Here is a 20,880-nt window from a genome sequence, read left to right on the forward strand (position 1 = left end):
AACAGGAGCCGTTAAGACATGCCTAATTTCTTTATCGATCGCCCCATATTTGCGTGGGTGATCGCCATTATCATCATGCTGGCCGGGGGACTTGCGATCCTGAAGCTGCCTGTTGCGCAATATCCAACGATTGCGCCACCGGCGGTAACGATCTCCGCAACCTACCCGGGGGCTGATGCGAAAACGGTGCAGGATACCGTGACTCAGGTTATCGAACAGAACATGAATGGTATCGATAACCTGATGTACATGTCCTCAAACAGTGACTCCACCGGTACGGTTCAGATCACCCTGACCTTTGAATCCGGTACGGATGCGGACATTGCGCAGGTTCAGGTGCAGAACAAACTGCAGCTGGCAATGCCTCTTCTGCCGCAGGAAGTGCAACAGCAGGGTGTGAGCGTCGAGAAATCGTCCAGCAGCTTCCTGATGGTTGTCGGCGTTATTAACACCAACGGCACCATGACGCAGGAGGATATTTCCGACTACGTGGGCGCCAACATGAAGGACGCCATCAGCCGTACGTCCGGTGTGGGTGACGTCCAGCTGTTCGGTTCCCAGTACGCGATGCGTATCTGGATGGATCCGAACAAACTGAACAACTTCCAGCTGACGCCGGTTGACGTGATTAACGCGATTAAAGCGCAGAACGCCCAGGTGGCAGCCGGTCAGTTAGGCGGTACGCCGCCGGTGAAAGGCCAGCAGCTTAACGCGTCCATTATCGCGCAAACCCGTCTGACCTCCGCCGATGAGTTCAGCAAAATTCTGCTGAAGGTGAACCAGGACGGTTCGCAGGTTCGTCTGCGCGACGTGGCCAGGGTTGAGCTGGGTGGTGAGAACTACGACATCATCGCGAAGTTTAACGGTAAACCGGCGTCCGGTCTGGGTATCAAACTGGCGACAGGCGCGAACGCCCTGGACACCGCGACGGCGATCCGTGCGGAACTGAAGAAGATGGAACCGTTCTTCCCGTCAGGCCTGAAAATCGTTTATCCGTATGACACTACGCCGTTCGTTAAAATTTCGATTCACGAAGTGGTTAAAACGCTGGTAGAAGCGATCATCCTGGTGTTCCTGGTGATGTATCTGTTCCTGCAAAACTTCCGCGCGACGCTGATCCCAACCATCGCCGTGCCGGTCGTTCTGCTGGGGACCTTTGCCATCCTTGCAGCCTTTGGGTTCTCGATAAACACCCTGACGATGTTCGGGATGGTGCTCGCCATCGGCCTGCTGGTGGATGACGCCATCGTGGTGGTAGAGAACGTCGAGCGCGTGATGGCGGAAGAAGGTTTGCCGCCGAAAGAAGCCACCCGTAAATCTATGGGCCAGATCCAGGGCGCACTGGTCGGTATTGCGATGGTGCTGTCCGCGGTATTTATCCCGATGGCCTTCTTCGGGGGCTCTACGGGTGCGATTTACCGCCAGTTCTCCATTACCATCGTCTCCGCGATGGCGCTGTCGGTACTGGTAGCGTTAATCCTGACGCCAGCGCTGTGTGCCACCATGCTGAAGCCGGTTCAGAAAGGCGGTCACGGCGAGCATAAAGGGTTCTTCGGCTGGTTTAACCGCATGTTTGATAAGAGCGCGCACCACTACACCGACAGCGTGGGCAATATCCTGCGCAGCACCGGTCGTTATCTGCTGCTCTATATCATCATCGTAGTGGGGATGGCGTTCCTGTTCGTTCGTCTGCCAAGCTCGTTCCTGCCAGATGAAGACCAGGGCGTGTTCCTGACGATGGCACAGCTTCCGGCAGGGGCGTCGCAAGAGCGTACCCAGAAGGTGCTGGACGAAGTGACGGACTACTATCTCACCAAAGAGAAAGCGAACGTTGAATCCGTGTTTGCGGTTAACGGCTTTGGCTTTGCGGGTCGTGGTCAGAACACCGGTATCGCCTTCGTTTCTCTGAAAGACTGGGCGGATCGTCCGGGCGATGAGAATAAAGTTGAAGCGATCACGGGCCGTGCCATGGGCACCTTCTCGCAGATTAAAGATGCGATGGTCTTCGCCTTTAACCTGCCAGCGATTGTTGAACTGGGTACGGCGACCGGCTTCGACTTCCAGCTGATCGACCAGGGCGGTCTGGGTCACGAGAAACTGACGCAGGCGCGTAACCAGCTGTTCGGCGAAGTGGCTAAACACCCTGACCTGCTGGTCGGCGTACGTCCAAACGGACTGGAAGATACGCCGCAGTATAAGATCAACATCGATCAGGAAAAAGCGCAGGCGCTGGGCGTGTCCATCAGCGACATCAATACCACGCTGGGCGCGGCCTGGGGCGGTAGCTACGTCAACGACTTCATCGACCGTGGTCGCGTGAAGAAAGTGTACGTCATGTCCGAAGCGCAGTACCGTATGTTGCCGAACGATATCAACAACTGGTACGTTCGCGGCAGCAACGGTCAGATGGTGCCGTTCTCATCCTTCTCAACGTCACACTGGGAATACGGCTCTCCGCGTCTGGAACGTTACAACGGTCTGCCGTCGATGGAAATCCTGGGCCAGGCCGCACCGGGCCGAAGCACCGGTGAAGCCATGAACCTGATGGAAGAGCTGGCCAGCAAACTGCCTGCGGGTATCGGCTATGACTGGACCGGTATGTCCTATCAGGAACGTCTGTCCGGTAACCAGGCCCCTGCCCTGTACGCCATTTCACTGATTGTGGTCTTCCTGTGTCTGGCGGCGCTGTACGAGAGCTGGTCAATTCCGTTCTCCGTTATGCTGGTGGTTCCACTCGGGGTTATTGGTGCGCTGCTTGCGGCAACGTTCCGTGGATTGACCAACGACGTGTACTTCCAGGTAGGCCTGCTGACAACCATTGGCTTGTCGGCGAAGAACGCGATACTTATCGTTGAATTCGCCAAAGATCTGATGGAGAAAGAGGGTAAAGGCCTTATTGAGGCGACGCTGGAAGCAGTGCGTATGCGTCTGCGTCCAATCCTGATGACCTCTCTGGCGTTCATCCTCGGCGTAATGCCGCTGGTTATTAGCTCCGGTGCAGGCTCCGGTGCGCAGAACGCGGTCGGTACAGGTGTAATGGGCGGTATGATCACCGCGACCGTACTGGCTATCTTCTTCGTCCCGGTGTTCTTCGTGGTGGTGCGCCGCCGCTTCAGCCGGAAGAATGAAGATGTTGAGCACAGTCATTCGGTAGAACCTCACTGATACCGGTTTCATATAATAAAAAGGCCGCATTTGCGGCCTTTTTCATTTTCAGAAAAAATCATAAAATAAGCTTATTGAGGTCCTATTTATTTTCTGTCATCTTAAACAGACATATCATATTTAACTGATAACTTAATAGGTGAACTCAGGATTTTTTTAAATCTATTTCCCTGCTTAAGTTGTTAGGAATATTCCTAATTAAAAGTTAAGACAAACGGAACTCCGGATGTGAACTTTTCTTATGGCTGTAAGCTAAGCCAATGAAATGTAAGGAAGCGAAAAAACTACCGTTAATCCTGATAAAAAAGTTCAGTTTCGGATGAACATTTGCGTAGACGCTCGCAGCCTGCGGTTTTATTTGTAATTTTTCGTAATAGCGCGGTGAAATCCAGGAAGGAGTGGCTTATAGTTAGGTTATCAGGAACACAGCGCTCATGTAGCTAAGTCAGATGTATCCATCCCGACAATGATGTTCGGTGAGTAAGAAATCACTCAGAAGGGGATGCGCTATGGACGAGTACTCGCCAAAAAGGCATGATATCGCGCAGTTGAAATTTCTCTGCGAATCCTTGTACCATGACTGCCTTGCCAATCTTGATGAAAGCAACCATGGCTGGGTAAATGACCCAACGTCTGCCATCAATTTACAGTTGAATGAGCTGATAGAGCATATCGCTACCTTCGCGCTTAATTATAAAATTAAGTACAATGAAGATAATAAGCTCATTGAGCAAATTGATGAATACTTGGACGACACCTTTATGTTGTTCAGCAGTTACGGCATTAACACTCAGGATTTGCAAAAATGGCGTAAATCGGGAAACCGGCTATTCCGCTGTTTCGTCAACGTGAGCAGAGCTAACCCGGTTAGTCTTTCCTGTTAAAATTATTACAATTACTAAGGTGAATTTATGTCTGATAAACCACTCACAAAAATCGATTATTTGATGCGCTTACGACGTTGTCAGTCAATTGACACCCTTGAACGCGTCATTGAAAAGAATAAATACGAGCTTTCTGATAATGAACTGGCGGTATTTTATTCAGCCGCTGACCATCGCCTTGCAGAGCTAACGATGAATAAGCTGTATGACAAAATCCCTACTTCTGTATGGAAATTTGTCCGTTAATCTTTGAAGTGTGTCTGTAGAGGTTCTACGCCACGTTATAAGCTGTATTCACCTGTCCCGTTATGCTCCCTGCGCGAAAGCCAGGTCTCCGTGTTAAACGCGCTCATCAGCAACAATGTTGTGACTGTGGTCACATCGGCCTTCCGGGAACGTTCCCCTTAACGCCTGTTGCGATTACCCTTCAGGAATAACATCCAGAGAGGTTTCCGATGAGCATAGAAAAACAGAAGATGATTTCAGGTGAACATTACCGCCCTGGTGATGAGACGTTACGCGCCGACCGGCTTCGGGCGCGCCATCTGCTTCACCGCTATAACCACACCGCGCCTGACGAAAAAACAGAACGCCAGAACATTCTGGCGGAACTGCTGGGACAAAGCGAAGGGGCGTATATTGAGCCGAGCTTCCGCTGTGACTATGGATATAACATCTATCTGGGCAAAGACTTTTACGCCAACTTTGATTGCGTAATGCTGGATGTCTGCCCTGTACATATTGGCGACAACTGCATGCTCGCGCCGGGCGTTCATATTTATACGGCCACCCATCCGCTGGATGCGCAAGAACGTAACAGCGGAGTGGAGTTTGGTAAGCCCGTCACCATTGGCAATAATGTCTGGATTGGTGGACGTGCGGTCATTAACCCAGGCGTCACCATCGGGGATAATGTGGTTGTGGCTTCCGGTGCCGTCGTGACGAAAGACGTGCCGGCTAACGTCGTCGTGGGCGGCAACCCGGCGAAAATCATCAAAACGCTGTAACGATCCGGGGAGCCAACTGTTATGGTCTTTTAGCGCCCGACTGTTACTTTTTTCAGCCGGATGGCTCCCCTAAAATTGGCAGATACCCTGTATTGTCAACTCTCAAAAGGCCAAAAATGACCGAGATACAGCGCCTGCTTACCGCCACCATCGACGATCTTAACCACCGCGAAAAGCGAGACAATCGCCCGCGCTTTAGCATTAGCTTTATCCGCAAACATCCCGGGCTTTTTGTTGCCATGTATGCCGCCTGGCTGGCGACGCTGATTGTCATGCTGAAGTCCGAAACGCTGGTGGACTCCGTCTGGCTGCTGGTGGTGCTGTTTGTCGTGTTTAACGCCTTTTTCTTTTTCGACGTGAATCCCCGCTACCGTTACGAAGATATCGACGTCCTCGATTTCCGGGTCTGCTACAACGGCGAATGGTACAACACGCGTTTTGTGCCAAATGAGCTTATCGACAGCATCCTGCACTCTCCGGCTGTCGAAACCGTGCACAAAGAGAAGCTGCAGAAAATGGTCGCAACGAAAGGCCAGCTCTCTTTTTATGATGTTTTTACCCTTTCCCGTCCTGCTGCTGCGTAATTAACGCCTGCAGGCGTCGGATACCCGGCGCAAACTGCGAAGCAGAGGTGTTGCCGTAACCTAAAACCAGGCCGGTTTGCCCCTGCTTCGTCTCCAGGTAATAGCCGCTCAGCGCAGCGGGTGCCAGCTGAAATGCCCTCGCTTTCTCCACCAGCCGCTGGTCGTCGATACCGTCAATCGCCAATGTCAGGTGCATTCCCCCTTCACCGGCAAGAACACGGTGCGGAGTATAAAGCTCTGCGCTCAGCACCTCCCGCAGCTGGCGGTAACGCTTACGATACAGGCGACGCATGGCGGCAAGATGACGGGCATAGTGCCCCTCCTCGATAAACAGCGCCAGGGTGCGCTGTTCTGCGCGATGCCCGCCGCGCAGCAGCGAGCCGATAGCAGGACGCGCCGCTTTCGCCAGCGCTGGCGGTAACACCATGAACCCCATTCGGAGCGACGGAAACAGCGTTTTACTGAACGTCCCCAGATACACAACGGGCGCGTTGTTGACCATGCCCAGCATCGCCGGTACGGGCTCGCCGACATAGCGGAACTCGCTGTCATAATCGTCCTCAATGATCCACGTCTTGTGCTGGCGGGCCAGTTCCAGCAGCGCCAGACGCCGCCGCGCGCTGAGCACGCTCCCGTAAGGAAACTGATGCGACGGCGAAGTGAAAATGAGCGCAGGTGAAGGCGCATGCAGCCCTTCCCAGCACATTCCCTCGTCATCCACCGGTATGCCGGTCATCGCAAGGCCGGTTTTGACAAAGGCGCTTTTGGCCCCGCTGTAGCCGGGATTTTCCACCCAGGCGACATCCCCCGGCTCGCTTAACAGCATCGTGCACAGATTGACGCCCTCCAGCGCCCCTTCGGTTATCACAATCTGGCTGGCGTCGCAGTCAATGCCGCGAGAAAGCGCAAGGTGACGGGCGATGGCTGCCCGCAGCGACGGCTCACCGGCCGGGTCGCCATAGCCCAGCAGAGCGCTCCCCTCCTCCCGCAGGACGCGATCGTACAATCGCCGCCACAGCGGCAAGGGGAAATAGTTGATGGCGGGCGTTCCCGGCGTAAAGGCCATCACCGGGGTGTCGCGCGGCACAGGCGCAGGCAGCTGAACGACACGTTTTGCCAGCCTGACCTCAGGATCGGTCAGAACCCGCGGGCTGGCACGATGGGCGAATTGCGCCACCCGCGTCCCCTGACGGTTACGCAGCAAATAGCCTTCGAGCGTGAGCTGGTCCAGCGCCGCATTGACGGTGTTCCGTGAAACGGAAAGCTGCTGCGCCAGCGTTCGCGAGCCGGACAGCTGGCTGCCGGACCGAAGCCTTCCGCCCAGTATGGCCTCCCGTAAAGCGAGATAGAGCGCGCGCTGGAGCGTCTCTTCCCCACGCGTTTTAAGCGCAGCATGGAGCAAGGTATAAAGTTCATCGCCCGGTATGTTCATCTCATCTCCTTGTGGTACCACCAAAACATAGCTGAGTGGTTCTTTTTAAGGAACCAGTAATTTTCTAATCTGAAACTCTTCTCAACGTCACGGAAATAAAGATGAAGATATTCAATGAGTTTGGACAACCTGTGGGCGAAGCCCTTACCGACTGGCAGCCTCGCCCTCATCCGTCCCGGGTAGTACTGCAGGGGCATTATTGTCGGCTTGAACCGCTGCGCGTGGAGCATGCCGGGGCGCTGTTCTCCGCCTATGCTCTGGCCGGAGATACCCGGAGCTGGACGTGGCTACTGCGTGAACCCGATGCCACGGCCGCTGAGTTTGCCGAATGGGTGGCAAGCGTGTGTGAGTTATCTGACCCGATGCACTTTACCGTTATAGATAATCAGACCCAGGCCCCGGTCGGGACGCTGGCCCTGATGCGGATCGATCCTAAAAACGGCGTTGTGGAAGTGGGACACGTTCACTTCTCCGTGCTGTTAAGCCGCACGCCCATGTCAACAGAAGCGCAATATCTGTTGATGCGGTACGCGTTCGATACCCTGGGCTACCGGCGATATGAATGGAAGTGCAACAGCCTGAACGAACCATCACGCAAAGCGGCACTGCGTCTGGGCTTTCAGTTTGAAGGCCGTTTTCGCCAGGCGCTGGTCATAAAAGGCCGTAACCGGGATACCGACTGGTTTTCGATTCTCGACAAAGAGTGGCCGGCGCTGGCGAGCGCCTTTGAAAGCTGGCTTGCCACCGACAATTTTACTGCCGATGGCAAACAGAAAAGATCCCTGGAAAGCTGGCGAGAAACGCGCGTCTAGCGTCTTTTTTTACGTCCCTGCACCGCCTTAAAACGCGGATTGGATTTGCAAATCACGTATAAGCGTCCCTTGCGTTTGACTATCTGGCAATCCGGGTGACGCTGTTTTGCGCTGCGCAATGAGTTAAGCACCTGCATGGTTAGCCCCGCTTCGCATTAAGAAAACCGCCAAAACGCTTGCGGAAGCGCGCTGCGCTGCCATCCGTGGAAAACGTTTTTTGCTTACCGGTATAAAACGGATGCGATTTTGAAGAAACCTCGATAGTGATGTACGGATACGTTTCACCGTCGAGCTCAATTTCGCGGTCGGTTTTAATGGTTGAACCCACTTTAAAGTATTCATTGGCACTGGTGTCGTGGAATACCACGGTGCGATACGCTGGATGGATGTTTGGTTTCATCATAAACCCTTTGTGTTTTGTTATAACATAACAAAATAATATCCAGGCAAGGTTGAAAAAACAACCCTCTCTCTCCTGAGGATATTTTCTAATTTGCTTTAGATAACATGAAAACCCTGCCCCCACGTGCTATAACTATTTCATTTCGCGGTAAAATCTTTCTCTTCAGGCAGGAAACTCAGCGTCCGGATTCGGGCATATGAGAAAGGAAACGACAGCATGAAAACCCGACATCTGGTCAGTCTGGTGACTGGCGTACTTATCTTTTCCGTGCTGGTTCCCATTTGCCTCAGCATCTGGCTTGCCCATCGCCAGGCAGAAGAGAAATTTGTTGATGCGCTGGATAGCTATGCTTCTCGGGTGCTGATGCGCACCGACAGAGTCGTGGATCAGGCTAAAGAAGCGTTAAATCACCTGCAGGGATTTAAGGGCGTTCCCTGTAGTCCGCTGCATTTGAGGGAAATACGTCGGGTCGCGTTCTCGTGGCGCTATATCCAGGAGGTGATCTATATCGACAACCTCAAACCCCTCTGCTCTTCGCTTGAGCAGGCCAGTAAATCCGCCGCTTATCCTCCCCCCATGCGTATCACCGAAGATGGCTACAGCGCGTGGCTTACCGCACAGAACGATCTTGGCTTTCACCGCTATATGGCCGTGCTCGGGAAGGGCCATTACCTTGTTCTGGTCGATCCTGCCTCGCTTGTGGATGTGATCCCTTTCGGGGCGATTGCCATTGATGCCGCTCTGGTGGGAAGCGCAACGCATCTTATTTTCGCCAGCAGTAACACGCTTGATCCGCATATCCGCGATCGGATCAACGATCGAGGCGTCTCCAGCGTTCAGTACAAGGGCTCCATGTACGTCATGAAGCCAGTCCCTGAGCTTGGATTTACTGTCGTCACGTGGGCAGCGCTCACCCCTCTGGCTGAAAGCTGGCACCGACAGCTGCTTTTCTGGCTGCCGTTTGGCGTCCTGATAAGCCTGCTGGCGGCACTGTTTGTCCTGCGGATCCTGCGACGTATTCAGTCGCCGCGCAATCGCCTGCTGGACGCCATTAACAGCCGCGATTTTGTGGTTCACTATCAGCCCATCGTGGCGCTGTGCAGTGGAAAAATCGTGGGTGCGGAAGCGCTTGCGCGCTGGCCCCAGCCAGACGGAAGCAGTCTCTCGCCTGATATATTTGTGCCGCTTGCCGAGCAAACCGGCCTCATCTCGCAGCTGACGCAGTTAGTTATGGAAAAAGTGTTTGAAGATATGGGCCACTGGCTGCAGCTCCACCCCGATCAGCATATCTCCATCAACCTCGCCCCGGCCGATTTGACCTCCGGTAATCTGCCGCCTTTACTGAGCCAACTCCTGAATAAGTGGCAGATTCATCCCCGACAAATCGCCCTTGAGTTAACCGAGCGTGGCTTTGCCGACCCCAAAATCAGCGCGCCGGCTATCGCCGCGTTTCGCCGTTCGGGCCACCCTGTCTACATTGATGATTTTGGCACGGGCTATTCCAGCCTCAGCTATCTGCAGCATCTCGATGTCGACACGCTAAAAATTGACAAATCGTTCGTGGATGCACTGGAGTACAAAAACGTAACGCCGCACATTATCGAAATGGCGAAGTCGCTGCAGCTGGCAATGGTGGCGGAAGGCGTGGAGACCGAAGGGCAGCTTACCTGGCTGCACCGCCACGGCGTGCAGTATGGGCAGGGGTGGTTCTACAGTAAGGCGCTGCCAAAGACGGAATTTATCCTTTGGGCAGAGAACAACCTCGCCACGCGCTCTACTTAAGATAGGATTTGATCACCTGCAGCACGACGCCAAGATCGGCTTCACGCTGCGCCTCTTCGGGCTCTTTCACGACATGATCGGTAAGATGCCCTTCAATCACCTGCATCATCATGCCATTGACCGCGCCACGGATCGCCGCCAGCTGCTGTAACACCTCGGCACATTCGTGATCGCTGTTGAGCATTTTCTCCAGCGCGGTGCTCTGCCCCTGAATTTTCTTCAGGCGAGTCAATAACATCTTCTTATCGCGAACGGTATGTGACATCTCTGTCTCCCTCAGTTTTGGCTTTTAAAGCATATCACGCTCTACTCCCCCTGAGTATTTTTCTACTGGGGGGTAGTATTAACCTACTGGGGGGGAGTACTATTTGCGCACGCTTTCCATACTGGAAATTTCAATGAACGATTTTGCTTCACTCCTGCAGCAGGGTAATGCCTGGCTGTTTGTTCCCAGCGCTATCCTGCTCGGTGCGCTGCATGGCCTGGAGCCGGGCCACTCAAAAACAATGATGGCTGCCTTTATCGTGGCTATCCGCGGCACGCTGAAGCAGGCGGTGCTGCTCGGTCTGGCGGCTACGCTTTCCCATACGGCGGTAGTCTGGATCATTGCCATGGCAGGACTATGGTTTGGCCGTGGCTGGGACGCACATACGTCCGAACCCTGGTTCCAGCTGATCTCCGGGGTGTTGATCGTTGCAATCGCCCTGTGGATGGCGTGGCGAACCTGGAAAGAGAGCCGGCCACACGATCATCATCACGATTGCCACCACCATCATGACCATGACCATGACCATGACCACCACCATGATCATCACCATGAACACCCGCTGGTTGAAGAGGAGTGGCAGGACGCCCACCAGCGCGCGCACGCGCAGGATATCAACCGGCGTTTCAACGGACAAAACGTGACGACAGGACAGATCGCGATGTTTGGCCTGACCGGCGGGCTTATCCCTTGCCCAGCGTCCATCACCGTTCTGCTGATCTGCCTGCAGCTGAAGCATTTTGCGCTCGGCGCGACGCTGGTTTTCAGCTTCAGCATCGGTCTGGCATTAACGCTGGTCGCTTCCGGCGCGATTGCCGCCTTAAGCCTTAAGCACGCGACAAAACGCTGGCCCGGATTTAGCGAACTTTCCCGCAAAGCGCCGTGGATCTCCGCTGCGCTGATTATCGTGGTAGGGATTTACATGAGCCTGCATGGCCTGAGCGGCATTCTGGCGTAAGCAGGCGGCCACGCCCGGTGGCCGCCTCTCTGGTCAGGTAAGAGTCTGCTGCCAGCTAAAGGTATAACGAAGCTGGCGCGTCTGCAGGATAAATTCCGGCGAAACGCTGGGGCTCCAGGAGTCATCGCCGCCCACCCCCATATGAAACGCATCGAGGTTGAGCCAGCACCCCGGCTCTTCCCGCAGCAGATGATGATGGGTTGTCTCACGCAGCTGCTGCTGGCTATAGCGGCCCACTGAGAAATGGAACGCGCCATTCAGCTGATGCGCACCCAGCACAAGTTTGCGGGTATCGCAGCGCAAACCATTTTCCGTCGGGAAGATATACGGCGTGTGCATGTCTGTCAGGGGTAGTGTCCAGCGCCCCTGCTGCGCCGCCAGCTTTCTGTCCGGGTAGTTTTCATGCGGACCCAGCCCCAGCCAGTCAACCTTTTCTGGCGTTTCAGCGAGATGAACGCTCAGGCCAATGCGCGCGGGCTCCGGGATATCAGACGCAATATCGACCTGAATGTCGCCATGCAGAACACCCTGCTCGTCCACCCGCCAGATTTTACGGCTCAGGAACAGCGCCCTGCCGCGATGCTCCAGGACATTAAGCGTGGTAACCACCACCTCACGCGCATGCTGCTCTGCCTCACAGTGCAGCATGCGCGAGGTGAGATCGTACATGCCCGCCGCTTTCCAGCGTTCAACCCACGCGTTTGGATCGATGCGCGTCGCTTCGCTCACCCCAATGTCGTTGTCCAGCGGCGCGCGGCTGACGTTATCCGTCACGGGTGAAAGCAGCGTTTCAACGCCATTTCGCCACCATTGAGTCAGGTATCCGGATGCGCGATCGAACTGCCATCGCTGTTGACGATGCGTGACCACCAGGATGCGATCGTTTTGCGTTAAAACCGGCGGCTCGCCCGCAGAGGCTGGCGGTGCGACAAACAGCGGAGACGGAAGCAGCCACTGTTCCCACGCGCAGCGATGGCCTGCGGGTGACCACGGCGTTGCCCGCGGCTGGCGCACTTCAACATTCAGCCAGACTTCCCCCGGCTCGGCTTTCAATTCCGGCAGAGCGATCTCCAGACGCTGAACGCCTTCAGGGGCTATCGCCAGCGTCACCTCGCCCGAAGCCAGTACCTTCCCATCCCGGGCAACCGTCCAGCTCAGCACTTCGTTATCGGTAGGGCGGAACAGGTAGCCGCTTTGCACCTCAATCACCAGCGGAGAGGTACTGACCAGCGTAAAGGTAAAGAACTGCTGGGCGCGCTGCGCCTCGTACAGCGCCGGATGCGGCGTGCGATCGGGGAATACCAGTCCGTTAAGGCAGAACTGGCGATCGTTCGGCGTATCGCCAAAATCCCCGCCGTAGGCCCAGAACGCGTTGCCCTTTTCGTCTTTCTTCGTCAACGCCTGATCGACCCAGTCCCAGACAAACCCACCCTGCAGGCGAGGATGGCTGCGAAACGCCTGCCAGTATTTCGCAAACCCGCCGAAGCTGTTTCCCATCGCGTGGGCGTATTCACAGAGGATCAGCGGACGCGTTTCGTCGGGCATACCGATCCATTTTTTGATTGACCATTTAGGCACCGCCGGGAAAGGCTGATCCCAATCGACCCGGGCGTACATCGGACAAACAATATCGGTCGCCGCCGTATTCGCCCCGCCGCCTTCGTACTGCACCGGGCGCGTGGGATCGGTGGTTTTCAGCCAGCGGTACAGCGCATCATGATTCGCGCCGTGGCCGGACTCGTTACCCAGCGACCAGATGATAATTGAGGGATGATTGCGATCGCGCTGCACCATGCGGGTTACGCGCTCACTCATGGCGTGCAGCCAGCGTGGATCGTCAGCGAGGCGGCTCATCGGCACCATGCCGTGGGTTTCAATATTGGCTTCGTCAACAACGTACAGCCCGTAGCGATCGCAAAGCCGGTACCACAGCGGATGGTTCGGGTAGTGCGAGCAACGAACGGCGTTGAAGTTATGCTGCTTCATGATTTCGATGTCGCGACGCATGGTCGCCTCGTCCATCACCTGACCGTTTTCCGGGTGATGCTCGTGACGGTTAACCCCGCGGATCAGCAGCGGCTTACCGTTAAGCTTCAGCAGGCCGTTGCTGATGTCAACGCGGCGGAAGCCCACATCGCACGCCTCAACCTCCAGCACCTTACCCTGCGGGCTGAGAAGCGCCATCGTCAGGCGATACAGTTCCGGCGTTTCAGCACTCCAGAGCGCGGGACGGTCAATGGGGATCGCCACCGTTAAGCGTTCGTCCCAGCTGCCGCGCTCGTCCACAACGGCAGACCCCGGACGCCGGGAAACGCTGGCGCATTTTTCACCCTTGCGCCACAGGGTAAAGACCACCTCGCAGTCTGCAAAGCCCGCCCCTGCCAGCGCGACATCTGCCTTAAGCACCGCGCGGTCCAGTTCCGCATTCAGGTCCGTCACCACGCGATAATCGGCAATCTGCGTTTCGGGTTTATGCAGCAGCGTCACATCGCGGAAAATACCACTCATGCGCCACATGTCCTGATCTTCCAGATAGCTGCCGTCGCACCAGCGCAACACCATGACCGCCAGGCGGTTCTCACCTGGCCGCAGGACCGTCGAGAGATCGAATTCGGCAGGCAGCCTGCTGTCCTGGGAATAGCCCATCCACCGCCCGTTGCACCACAGATGAAACGCAGAGTTCACGCCGTCAAAGATGATGCGGGTCTGCCCGCTCTTAAGCCACGCGTCATCCACATTAAATGTGAGCGAGTAACAGCCGGTTGGGTTTTCCTGCGGCACAAAAGGCGGATTAACGGGGATAGGATAGGTGACGTTGGTGTAGATGGGCGTGTCAAACCCCTGCATCTGCCAGTTCGACGGCACGGGCATCGCAACGGCATCCGCACAGTCTTCGGTTACCCACGCCTCCGGGATTTGCTCGGGTGCAGGAAAGTAGTTAAATCGCCACACCCCATTGAGGGAGCGTCTGCTGGCGGATGCAGCATCATCCAGGGCAGGCTGTTCAAGACGCCAGCTGTGTAACGGCGCATGTGCCTCCAGACGGTTCCACTGGGTGACACCCGGGTTTTCCCAGTCCCGTCGGGCCAGAATGGCGCTGAGAGTCAGCGATAAAGTGTTGGGCATATTAACCTCTTTGCGAAGCGCTCACAATTTTGGTTAACATGCCCTGGCACCCGGCGACGGTAAAGCACACAATCGCGGGGTAGCGAGTCCGATCACAAAGTTTTATTTGCGGGCAAGCTGCCCGGCAAGGAGGGCCAGGCTTCTGAGCTGCTGCGCCAGATCCTCGCGTTCGGCCTGCTGCGGGGTGCGGCGCGCGCTGGAATGTCGGGTCACCAGCGTTACCGGCAGCTGAACCTGCCAGCATTCCTCCCCCCCGCTGGGGGACAGAAGCCACTCCACGCTGCGCTCGCCAGCCTCGCGAAACGCCTGACGAATGGTCGTCAGCGGCGGAGAAAACCAGGCGCTGTCGGCCGTATCGTCAAACCCGACCACCGATATCTGGCCAGGAACAGCTATCCCTTTTTCCGCACAGGCGCGCATTACCCCAAGCGCCATCTGATCGTTCGCCACCAGAATGGCATCCGGCAGTACCGCCCCCGAGAGCAGCACATGTCCCTTCTCATAGCCGCTGGCCGCGCTCCAGTCGCCGTAGGCCACCGCAGCCGCGTCGAGACCCGCCTGCGCCAGCGTCGCTTTCCATCCCGCCAGACGCGCGCGCGCAGAGACCGAGCTTTCCGGCCCGCTCAGCAGGGCAATATGCTGATGCCCCAGCGAAAGCAGATGCTCAACGCCCAGGCGTGCCCCCTCTTCGGCGTTAAACACGAGGCTATTTACCTGCGCTGACGGTGACACGTCGAGGAACAGCACCGGGACGGGCGTCGCCAGCGACCTGAGCGCTTCGGCGTGCGGATCGTCAAGCGGCACATTGACCAGCAGCGCGTCTACCCGCTGCCCCAGCAGCGCCTGAAGCGCCGCCTGACACTGCTGCGGCTGCTCCACCATGGAAATCAGGACGCTCGCCCCCTGCCCTGCAGCCCGGGATTTTACCGCCGAGACAATTTGCGAAGGCGCGTGCAGCGCCAGATCGGTGGTGATGAGCCCCAGCGTACGGGTGCGTTTCCCCGCCAGCTGCTGCGCCCGCAGATTGGGAACGTAATGCAGCTCAGCCATTGCCTGCTGCACCTTTTCCCGCGTGCGGGCAGAGACGTGCTCCGCGTCGTTAATCACGCGGGAAACGGTCTGATAAGAAACCCCCGCAAGGAGGGCGACATCATAAAGAGTGATTGCTTTCATGCGTTCTGGCATCGCGATTTTCGAAGCGTCTATTCTGGCACAGCGACGCCGTTAAAACATGTGAGCGCTTCGCAAATTAAACAACCCGCTCCGGCTGCGTCATTTTCTCACCGCGCGGCTTCTGGCGGAACCAGGGCAAACAGAGCTGGATAAGCGGGCCAATGGTCAGAGCATACGCCACAGTTCCCACCCCAAACGAGCCACCCAGCACGCACCCAATCAGCAGGACGGACACTTCGATGGAGGTACGCACGCTGCGAATGGACCACCCCAGCCGGGCGTGAATGCCGGTCATCAGGCCGTCGCGCGGACCAGGCCCGAAACCGGCCCCGATGTACATGCTGGTGGCGATCGCGTTCATCACGATGCCCGACACCAGGAAAGCGATGCGCACGGATAACGAACTCAGTTCGGGGATAAGCGCCATGCTGGCGTCCGCCGCCAGACCGATACAAATCACGTTGCTGATCGTGCCAAGACCAGGCATCTGACGCAGCGGGATCCACAGTAAGAGCACCGCAGCCCCGGTCAAAATGATCACCGTTCCGATGCTCATCCCCAGCTGTATTCCCACGCCAAGGTGAAACACATCCCACGGATCGACCCCCAGATCCGCACGAATAAACATCGCGGTGGAAAGCCCATACAGCCCTAAACCGACATAAAGTTGTAGCAGACGACGTACCATTTTTATCTTCTCCAGTGAACCCGACTTTCATCCTGACCCAAAATGGCACTAAGATTAATGTCCAGTTTTTAAATAGTGGACTGCACATGTCATCACGCCGCTTCGGAAGCCAGTCTGTGGTACGCCTTTTAGGGCACTGGCAGCAAACTTCATCCCGCACTCCGCTCTGGCGCCAGCTGGCCGACGCGCTGCGCTTATTAATCCTTGATGGCCGGCTGGCACTGCATACGCGCCTGCCGGGTGAGCGTGAGCTGGCGACGGCGCTGAACGTCAGCCGAACCACCGTCAGTAGCGCCCTCGCCCACCTGCGTGAAGAGGGTTATCTTGAAAGCCGCCACGGCAGCGGGTCGCGCGTCATCCTCCCGGATGCACGCGCCGTTCCCACCCTTTCCGCAGCGAGCGTCGCCCTGGATCTTTCCACTGCCGCCCTCAGCGCCGGGCCGGAGATCCACCAGGCTTACACCCATGCACTTACGGCTATTACTCAACACCTCTCGCTGACGGGCTACGAGCAGCTTGGGCTGCCGGCGCTACGGGAGGCCATCGCTGCGCGCTATACCGCGCGAGGTCTTCTAACCCGGGCAGACGAGGTGATGGTGGTCAACGGTGCCGTCAGCGGGTTCGCGCTGGTGCTGCGGATGATGGCCGGACCGGGGGATCGCGTCGTGGTCGATCACCCCACCTATCCGCTGGCGATTGCCGCTATTCAGGGAGCACAGTGTCGGCCAGTAGGAGTGTCGTTGCCGGAAACGGGCTGGGATACGGATGGCTTTGCGGCTACGCTTGCCCAGACCGCGCCGCGCCTGGCCTACCTGATGCCCGATTTTCACAACCCAACCGGTCGATGCATGGATATCGCCACCCGTCAGGCAATCGCTGATATAGCAGCCCAGACCCGCACGGCGCTGGTCGTGGATGAAACGATGGTCGATCTCTGGTTTGATTCGCCACCGCCGCCACCGCTGGCATCGTTTAACCCGCAGGCCAGCGTGATTACGCTAGGCTCTGCCGGAAAAAGCTTCTGGGGCGGGCTGCGTCTCGGCTGGATCCGCGCCTCCTCGCGTACTATCGCCACGCTCGCCCAGACGCGCGATACGCTGGATTTAGGCTCGCCGCTGCTTGAGCAGCTGGCGACGCTGTGGCTTATCGACAATAGCGAGCGTTTTCTGCCCGCTCGCCGCAAGATGCTGGCGGAACGGCGCGATCGATGCAGTAACCTGCTGCGAGAACATTTCCCGGAGTGGACGTTTCATGAGGCGGAGGGCGGACTCTCTTACTGGATCGAACTTCCTGGCATGCTGGCGACACAGCTTGCCGCACGGGCAGAAATCATCGGGATTAACCTGGGAACCGGAACGCGGTTTGGCTTATCGGGGGCGTTTGACCGCTTTTTACGTATGCCCTTTTCGCTGGAGCCAGCGGAGCTGGAAGCGGCATTGCTGCGGATTAAACCGTTATGGCTCGCGCTAAATTCAAATACGCCAGCAGTCAAACGCCGCCTGGTTTAATATTAAAATTTTGAACTGGATCATAAAATAAAAACTGCTGACTGTAATATATGCAGTCAGCAGTTTTCACTGGTCAGGATTTAGTGCTGAGGAGGAATGGGGAAACCTTTCAGGGAAATAACGAAATTATCACCGTCTTTCTTTATTTTTGCACCGGTATCACACCAGTCAGACGCAATACGAAAGAACTCATCGCTTCCAACATTCCAGCCAAGACGTACATGCTTCACGTAGCCTGAACGCAACAGAGCGCAGGCCTCGTTGTAGTCACTGGCAGTTGACAGTTGTTGTTTCATTTTCTCTTCTTCAGGATTTTACGTAGAGCCTTGATTTCTTTAGGAGTAAAAGGAGAAACACTCTCTTCTTCCGTATGCTGATTATCAATATCCTCTTCCGATACTCCCGCCTCTTCTACTGCTTCAAACGCCAGCAGCAGCAGTTTCTCTGTGGTCACGCTTAAATTTTCGTTATTTACTTCCGCATAGTGGCGGAGTCTTTCTTTTAGCGCTTCGTCAATTTTAACATTTAAAACTGCAGTAGCCATGTTTGTCACTTCCCTTCGGAATAAGTACTTTATTTAATACACGAAGTTATCACTGTTATCCAGATCTATATTTTTTTGAATTTTGACGAAAATAGACGTCCAATTATAAAATGCCAGTCTATTATTACATGTTTATGACAGTAATATTTCAGAGCGATGAAATATATATTACACGGTATAGGCATTATATTATTGTGGAATAAAGGCTAAAAAGAGATGGAAACAGGAAAGATGGATGAGGCCACAAATGGGTGGGGGCCCTGCCAGCTACATCCCGGCACCCACGTCGTCTGCCCTGGCTGCTTCCTTCCGGACCTGACCTGGTGAACAGAGTAGCGTTGCGGGAGAACCAACAGAGCCCCCATTGAGAGCGTTGATAACCAACGCGCTGGCGCATTATCCCTGTGCGAAGAGCCAATTGCAAGCGACCAGGAACCGGATGCTGGTTTCTTGCGCAAACAGGCGCAGCAATCAGGACGATCTTCGTTTACCATGACGGTCCAAACATCCCCACAGGTGAAGGTATGGACGAAAACGACTCCTTTCCCCAGCGCGTATGGCAAATCGTGGCCTCGATTCCGGAAGGCTATGTCACCACCTATGGTGATGTGGCAAGGCTGGCAGGCTCTCCACGCGCGGCGCGACAGGTCGGTGGCGTTCTGAAGCGGCTGCCGGAGGGAAGTACGCTGCCCTGGCATCGGGTGGTGAACCGTCATGGCGCTATCTCGCTGACCGGGCCGAATCTCCAGCGTCAGCGTCAGGCATTGCTTTCAGAGGGTGTGCAGGTGTCGGGCGCAGGACAGATTGATTTGCAGAAATACCGCTGGGTGTGCTAAACCCTCCCCCGAAGGAGAGGGTAAGAGCAACAGTTACATCTGGGTCGGTGGGGTTGGCAGAGACGGCTGATTGGTCTGTGGAGCAACCGGGACTTCGGTTTGCTGCACCGGCACCAGATTCAGGTCGATTTTGGTTCCACCGTGGTTAATCGCTTCCTGGACCGTATCGGTGATAAAGACCAGCTTGCCGTTGATGGTTACCGCTGCGCTCAGCAGAATACGGGCATTCGGCTGCACGTCTGACGGGTTATATGGCAACACGAAGCTAAACGGAGCCTGCTTACCTTCAGTACGGACCGCGCGCTGAGCCAGCACCTTCGACGGCGCGTCCGCCAGGGAAGCATCAGACAGCGTGACCGTTAATACCGCATCCGGCGGCAGAGCGACTCTCTGTTTAATCCAGATTGTACCGGAAACGTTAGGCTGCTGAATGGATTGCTGTGAAAGGGTATTAATCCCGTTCGGATCTGCAGCTGGTACCGGCACCTGGGCGCTCTTACCGGCACAGGCGGACAACGCCACCGCAATAGCTACACCACTTAGCATGGGCACGAGTTTCATTGAAGTCTCCTTATCATCAATGCACCAGCGGGATCGATCCCATCCGATGTCGTTTCAATCACATAACGTTTTTAAGTGTGGCACAGATCACCGATTAATGCCTAAAAACGTGCCGACATTCAGATTATTCTACCCATCGGACCACTTTCATTTCTGCGTTATACTCTGCCTATCTTTCGCTACGGCGTTTATTGAGGACAATTATGAGTCAGGCACTGAACAATCTGCTGACATTACTGAATCTGGAAAAAATTGAGGAAGGACTCTATCGCGGGCAGAGCGAAGACCTCGGCTTACGTCAGGTTTTCGGCGGCCAGGTCGTTGGACAAGCGCTCTACGCTGCAAAGGAGACCGTCCCTGCAGACCGTCTGGTGCACTCATTCCACAGCTATTTCTTACGCCCTGGCGACAGCGCAAAACCGATCGTGTATGACGTTGAAGTCCTGAGAGACGGTAACAGCTTCAGCGCACGCCGCGTGGCGGCCGTTCAGAACGGTAAGCCTATCTTTTATATGACCGCCTCTTTCCAGGCGCCGGAACCGGGGTATGAACATCAGAAAGTGATGCCGCCAGCACCGTCGCCGGACGAACTCAAATCAGAGACTGATATCGCCCGCGCGCTGGCGCATCTGCTTCCGCCGCAGGTCAAAGAGAAGTTTCTCTGCGATAAACCGCTGGAGATCCGCCCGGTTGAGTTCCACAACCCCATGAAAGGCCACACCGCCGAGCCGAAACGTCAGGTCTGGATCCGCGCCAATGGCACCGTGCCGGAAGATTTCCGCGTGCATCAGTATCTGCTGGGCTACGCGTCAGACTTTAACTTTCTGCCGGTTGCGCTACAGCCGCACGGCGTTGGTTTCCTTGAAAAAGGGATGCAGGTCGCAACCATCGATCACTCCATGTGGTTCCACCGTCCGTTCAATATGAATGAGTGGCTGCTTTACAGCGTGGAGAGTACGTCAGCGTCGAGCGCTCGCGGGTTTGTGCGTGGAGAGTTTTATACCCAGGACGGCGTGCTGGTCGCTTCTACGGTGCAGGAAGGGGTAATGCGTAATCGCGGGTGATAGTGTGCGGCCTGATGCCCTCACCCTGCCCCTCTCCCATGGGAGAGGGAATAAACATTAAAAACGGCAACCGAAGTTGCCGTTTTGC

At 55.9% G+C, this 20,880-nt stretch carries 20 protein-coding genes, 1 other RNA gene and 1 pseudogene; 11 read left to right on the top strand and 11 right to left on the bottom strand.

Annotated features, from left to right (window positions below):
- Window positions 1-18: 18 nt before the first annotated feature.
- The 5 genes from acrB to ACTJI7_RS06935 all read left to right on the top strand — a co-directional run bounded on the left by acrB (window position 19) and on the right by ACTJI7_RS06935 (window position 5,640).
- A complete protein-coding gene (gene acrB, locus ACTJI7_RS06915; protein ID WP_047367620.1) occupies window positions 19-3,165 on the top strand; it encodes a multidrug efflux RND transporter permease subunit AcrB in 3,147 nt (1,048 codons plus the stop codon).
- A gap of 509 nt (window positions 3,166-3,674) precedes the next feature.
- Entirely contained in the window at window positions 3,675-4,049 is a 375-nt protein-coding gene (gene tomB, locus ACTJI7_RS06920) for an Hha toxicity modulator TomB (protein ID WP_028012188.1), read from the top strand.
- Between the two features lie 27 nt (window positions 4,050-4,076).
- Window positions 4,077-4,295, top strand: coding sequence for an HHA domain-containing protein (locus ACTJI7_RS06925; protein WP_008499287.1), 219 nt, complete (start codon window positions 4,077-4,079; stop codon window positions 4,293-4,295).
- A 209-nt stretch (window positions 4,296-4,504) separates the two neighbouring features.
- The gene (gene maa, locus ACTJI7_RS06930) at window positions 4,505-5,056 is read left to right on the top strand and encodes a maltose O-acetyltransferase (protein WP_028012187.1); all 552 of its coding nucleotides are present in this window, start codon (window positions 4,505-4,507) and stop codon (window positions 5,054-5,056) included.
- A gap of 116 nt (window positions 5,057-5,172) precedes the next feature.
- Window positions 5,173-5,640 (top strand): YlaC family protein, encoded by a 468-nt coding sequence (locus ACTJI7_RS06935; protein ID WP_028012186.1) that lies wholly within the window; start codon window positions 5,173-5,175, stop codon window positions 5,638-5,640.
- On the opposite strand, the gene pdxR is transcribed toward ACTJI7_RS06935, so the two are convergent.
- Window positions 5,612-7,072: a MocR-like pyridoxine biosynthesis transcription factor PdxR gene (gene pdxR, locus ACTJI7_RS06940; RefSeq protein WP_063155350.1), complete on the bottom strand. Its 1,461-nt coding sequence runs from the start codon at window positions 7,070-7,072 to the stop codon at window positions 5,612-5,614. The genes ACTJI7_RS06935 and pdxR overlap by 29 nt on opposite strands.
- Before the next feature lie 101 nt (window positions 7,073-7,173).
- Between pdxR and ACTJI7_RS06945 the strand changes: the two genes are divergently transcribed.
- Window positions 7,174-7,884 carry a GNAT family N-acetyltransferase gene (locus ACTJI7_RS06945; RefSeq protein WP_063155351.1) on the top strand — a complete coding sequence of 237 codons (711 nt, stop codon included), beginning with the start codon at window positions 7,174-7,176 and terminating at the stop codon, window positions 7,882-7,884.
- On the opposite strand, the gene ykgO is transcribed toward ACTJI7_RS06945, so the two are convergent.
- Together ykgO and ACTJI7_RS06955 are read right to left on the bottom strand one after the other, a co-directional pair.
- Window positions 7,881-8,021: a type B 50S ribosomal protein L36 gene (gene ykgO / locus ACTJI7_RS06950; RefSeq protein ID WP_003859006.1), complete on the bottom strand. Its 141-nt coding sequence runs from the start codon at window positions 8,019-8,021 to the stop codon at window positions 7,881-7,883. The two genes, ACTJI7_RS06945 and ykgO, sit on opposite strands and share 4 nt — an antisense overlap.
- A 2-nt stretch (window positions 8,022-8,023) precedes the next feature.
- Window positions 8,024-8,284 carry a type B 50S ribosomal protein L31 gene (locus ACTJI7_RS06955; protein ID WP_006176933.1) on the bottom strand — a complete coding sequence of 87 codons (261 nt, stop codon included), beginning with the start codon at window positions 8,282-8,284 and terminating at the stop codon, window positions 8,024-8,026.
- A 219-nt stretch (window positions 8,285-8,503) separates the two neighbouring features.
- Between ACTJI7_RS06955 and ACTJI7_RS06960 the strand changes: the two genes are divergently transcribed.
- Window positions 8,504-10,069, top strand: coding sequence for an EAL domain-containing protein (locus ACTJI7_RS06960; protein ID WP_045259911.1), 1,566 nt, complete (start codon window positions 8,504-8,506; stop codon window positions 10,067-10,069).
- Here ACTJI7_RS06960 and ACTJI7_RS06965 read toward each other — a convergent pair.
- The gene (locus tag ACTJI7_RS06965; RefSeq protein WP_028012182.1) at window positions 10,062-10,334 is read right to left on the bottom strand and encodes a metal/formaldehyde-sensitive transcriptional repressor; all 273 of its coding nucleotides are present in this window, start codon (window positions 10,332-10,334) and stop codon (window positions 10,062-10,064) included. The two genes, ACTJI7_RS06960 and ACTJI7_RS06965, sit on opposite strands and share 8 nt — an antisense overlap.
- 133 nt (window positions 10,335-10,467) lie before the next feature.
- Here ACTJI7_RS06965 and ACTJI7_RS06970 point away from each other — a divergent pair, with 133 nt between their 5' ends.
- Complete coding sequence (locus ACTJI7_RS06970) at window positions 10,468-11,292, top strand: nickel/cobalt efflux protein RcnA (protein WP_193052464.1); 825 nt, start codon at window positions 10,468-10,470, stop codon at window positions 11,290-11,292.
- 33 nt (window positions 11,293-11,325) lie between these two features.
- Here ACTJI7_RS06970 and ACTJI7_RS06975 read toward each other — a convergent pair whose 3' ends face one another.
- From ACTJI7_RS06975 to yczE, 3 genes are all read right to left on the bottom strand, one after another.
- A complete protein-coding gene (locus ACTJI7_RS06975) occupies window positions 11,326-14,418 on the bottom strand; it encodes a beta-galactosidase (RefSeq protein ID WP_440669936.1) in 3,093 nt (1,030 codons plus the stop codon).
- Between the two features lie 102 nt (window positions 14,419-14,520).
- Complete coding sequence (locus tag ACTJI7_RS06980; protein WP_063155418.1) at window positions 14,521-15,591, bottom strand: LacI family DNA-binding transcriptional regulator; 1,071 nt, start codon at window positions 15,589-15,591, stop codon at window positions 14,521-14,523.
- A gap of 76 nt (window positions 15,592-15,667) precedes the next feature.
- On the bottom strand, window positions 15,668-16,279 hold the full coding sequence (yczE, locus tag ACTJI7_RS06985; protein ID WP_028012178.1) for a membrane protein YczE: 612 nt from the start codon (window positions 16,277-16,279) through the stop codon (window positions 15,668-15,670).
- A gap of 86 nt (window positions 16,280-16,365) precedes the next feature.
- Between yczE and yczR the strand changes: the two genes are divergently transcribed.
- Window positions 16,366-17,787, top strand: a complete 1,422-nt coding sequence (gene yczR / locus ACTJI7_RS06990) for a MocR-like transcription factor YczR (protein ID WP_192978577.1) — start codon at window positions 16,366-16,368, stop codon at window positions 17,785-17,787.
- 80 nt (window positions 17,788-17,867) lie between these two features.
- Here yczR and ACTJI7_RS06995 read toward each other — a convergent pair whose 3' ends face one another.
- The 3 genes from ACTJI7_RS06995 to ffs form a co-directional block, all read right to left on the bottom strand.
- Window positions 17,868-18,083 (bottom strand): hypothetical protein, encoded by a 216-nt coding sequence (locus ACTJI7_RS06995; protein WP_028012176.1) that lies wholly within the window; start codon window positions 18,081-18,083, stop codon window positions 17,868-17,870.
- Window positions 18,080-18,331 (bottom strand): hypothetical protein, encoded by a 252-nt coding sequence (locus ACTJI7_RS07000; RefSeq protein WP_063155355.1) that lies wholly within the window; start codon window positions 18,329-18,331, stop codon window positions 18,080-18,082. The genes ACTJI7_RS06995 and ACTJI7_RS07000 overlap by 4 nt, the downstream gene beginning before the upstream one ends.
- A 258-nt stretch (window positions 18,332-18,589) precedes the next feature.
- Window positions 18,590-18,686: signal recognition particle sRNA small type (gene ffs / locus ACTJI7_RS07005), an RNA gene on the bottom strand.
- Window positions 18,687-18,770: 84 nt separating this feature from the next.
- Between ffs and ACTJI7_RS07010 the strand changes: the two are divergent.
- Window positions 18,771-19,167 (top strand): annotated as a pseudogene (locus ACTJI7_RS07010) (MGMT family protein).
- A gap of 33 nt (window positions 19,168-19,200) precedes the next feature.
- Here ACTJI7_RS07010 and ACTJI7_RS07015 read toward each other — a convergent pair.
- Window positions 19,201-19,728 carry a YbaY family lipoprotein gene (locus tag ACTJI7_RS07015; RefSeq protein WP_028012173.1) on the bottom strand — a complete coding sequence of 176 codons (528 nt, stop codon included), beginning with the start codon at window positions 19,726-19,728 and terminating at the stop codon, window positions 19,201-19,203.
- A 203-nt stretch (window positions 19,729-19,931) separates the two neighbouring features.
- On the opposite strand from ACTJI7_RS07015, the gene tesB reads away from it, so the two are divergent.
- Window positions 19,932-20,792: an acyl-CoA thioesterase II gene (gene tesB, locus ACTJI7_RS07020; RefSeq protein ID WP_028012172.1), complete on the top strand. Its 861-nt coding sequence runs from the start codon at window positions 19,932-19,934 to the stop codon at window positions 20,790-20,792.
- Window positions 20,793-20,880: the final 88 nt, after the last annotated feature.

Source organism: Enterobacter sp. 22499, assembly GCF_052044815.1.
GTDB classification, from domain to species: domain Bacteria; phylum Pseudomonadota; class Gammaproteobacteria; order Enterobacterales; family Enterobacteriaceae; genus Enterobacter; species Enterobacter bugandensis.

Coding starts and splice junctions, on each gene's coding strand:
- acrB (WP_047367620.1), top strand. CDS start 19: ATGCCTAATTTCTTTATCGATCGCCCCATATTTGCGTGGGTGATCGCC.
- tomB (WP_028012188.1), top strand. CDS start 3,675: ATGGACGAGTACTCGCCAAAAAGGCATGATATCGCGCAGTTGAAATTT.
- ACTJI7_RS06925 (WP_008499287.1), top strand. CDS start 4,077: ATGTCTGATAAACCACTCACAAAAATCGATTATTTGATGCGCTTACGA.
- maa (WP_028012187.1), top strand. CDS start 4,505: ATGAGCATAGAAAAACAGAAGATGATTTCAGGTGAACATTACCGCCCT.
- ACTJI7_RS06935 (WP_028012186.1), top strand. CDS start 5,173: ATGACCGAGATACAGCGCCTGCTTACCGCCACCATCGACGATCTTAAC.
- pdxR (WP_063155350.1), bottom strand. CDS start 7,072: ATGAACATACCGGGCGATGAACTTTATACCTTGCTCCATGCTGCGCTT.
- ACTJI7_RS06945 (WP_063155351.1), top strand. CDS start 7,174: ATGAAGATATTCAATGAGTTTGGACAACCTGTGGGCGAAGCCCTTACC.
- ykgO (WP_003859006.1), bottom strand. CDS start 8,021: ATGCAGGTGCTTAACTCATTGCGCAGCGCAAAACAGCGTCACCCGGAT.
- ACTJI7_RS06955 (WP_006176933.1), bottom strand. CDS start 8,284: ATGAAACCAAACATCCATCCAGCGTATCGCACCGTGGTATTCCACGAC.
- ACTJI7_RS06960 (WP_045259911.1), top strand. CDS start 8,504: ATGAAAACCCGACATCTGGTCAGTCTGGTGACTGGCGTACTTATCTTT.
- ACTJI7_RS06965 (WP_028012182.1), bottom strand. CDS start 10,334: ATGTCACATACCGTTCGCGATAAGAAGATGTTATTGACTCGCCTGAAG.
- ACTJI7_RS06970 (WP_193052464.1), top strand. CDS start 10,468: ATGAACGATTTTGCTTCACTCCTGCAGCAGGGTAATGCCTGGCTGTTT.
- ACTJI7_RS06975 (WP_440669936.1), bottom strand. CDS start 14,418: ATGCCCAACACTTTATCGCTGACTCTCAGCGCCATTCTGGCCCGACGG.
- ACTJI7_RS06980 (WP_063155418.1), bottom strand. CDS start 15,591: ATGAAAGCAATCACTCTTTATGATGTCGCCCTCCTTGCGGGGGTTTCT.
- yczE (WP_028012178.1), bottom strand. CDS start 16,279: ATGGTACGTCGTCTGCTACAACTTTATGTCGGTTTAGGGCTGTATGGG.
- yczR (WP_192978577.1), top strand. CDS start 16,366: ATGTCATCACGCCGCTTCGGAAGCCAGTCTGTGGTACGCCTTTTAGGG.
- ACTJI7_RS06995 (WP_028012176.1), bottom strand. CDS start 18,083: ATGAAACAACAACTGTCAACTGCCAGTGACTACAACGAGGCCTGCGCT.
- ACTJI7_RS07000 (WP_063155355.1), bottom strand. CDS start 18,331: ATGGCTACTGCAGTTTTAAATGTTAAAATTGACGAAGCGCTAAAAGAA.
- ACTJI7_RS07015 (WP_028012173.1), bottom strand. CDS start 19,728: ATGAAACTCGTGCCCATGCTAAGTGGTGTAGCTATTGCGGTGGCGTTG.
- tesB (WP_028012172.1), top strand. CDS start 19,932: ATGAGTCAGGCACTGAACAATCTGCTGACATTACTGAATCTGGAAAAA.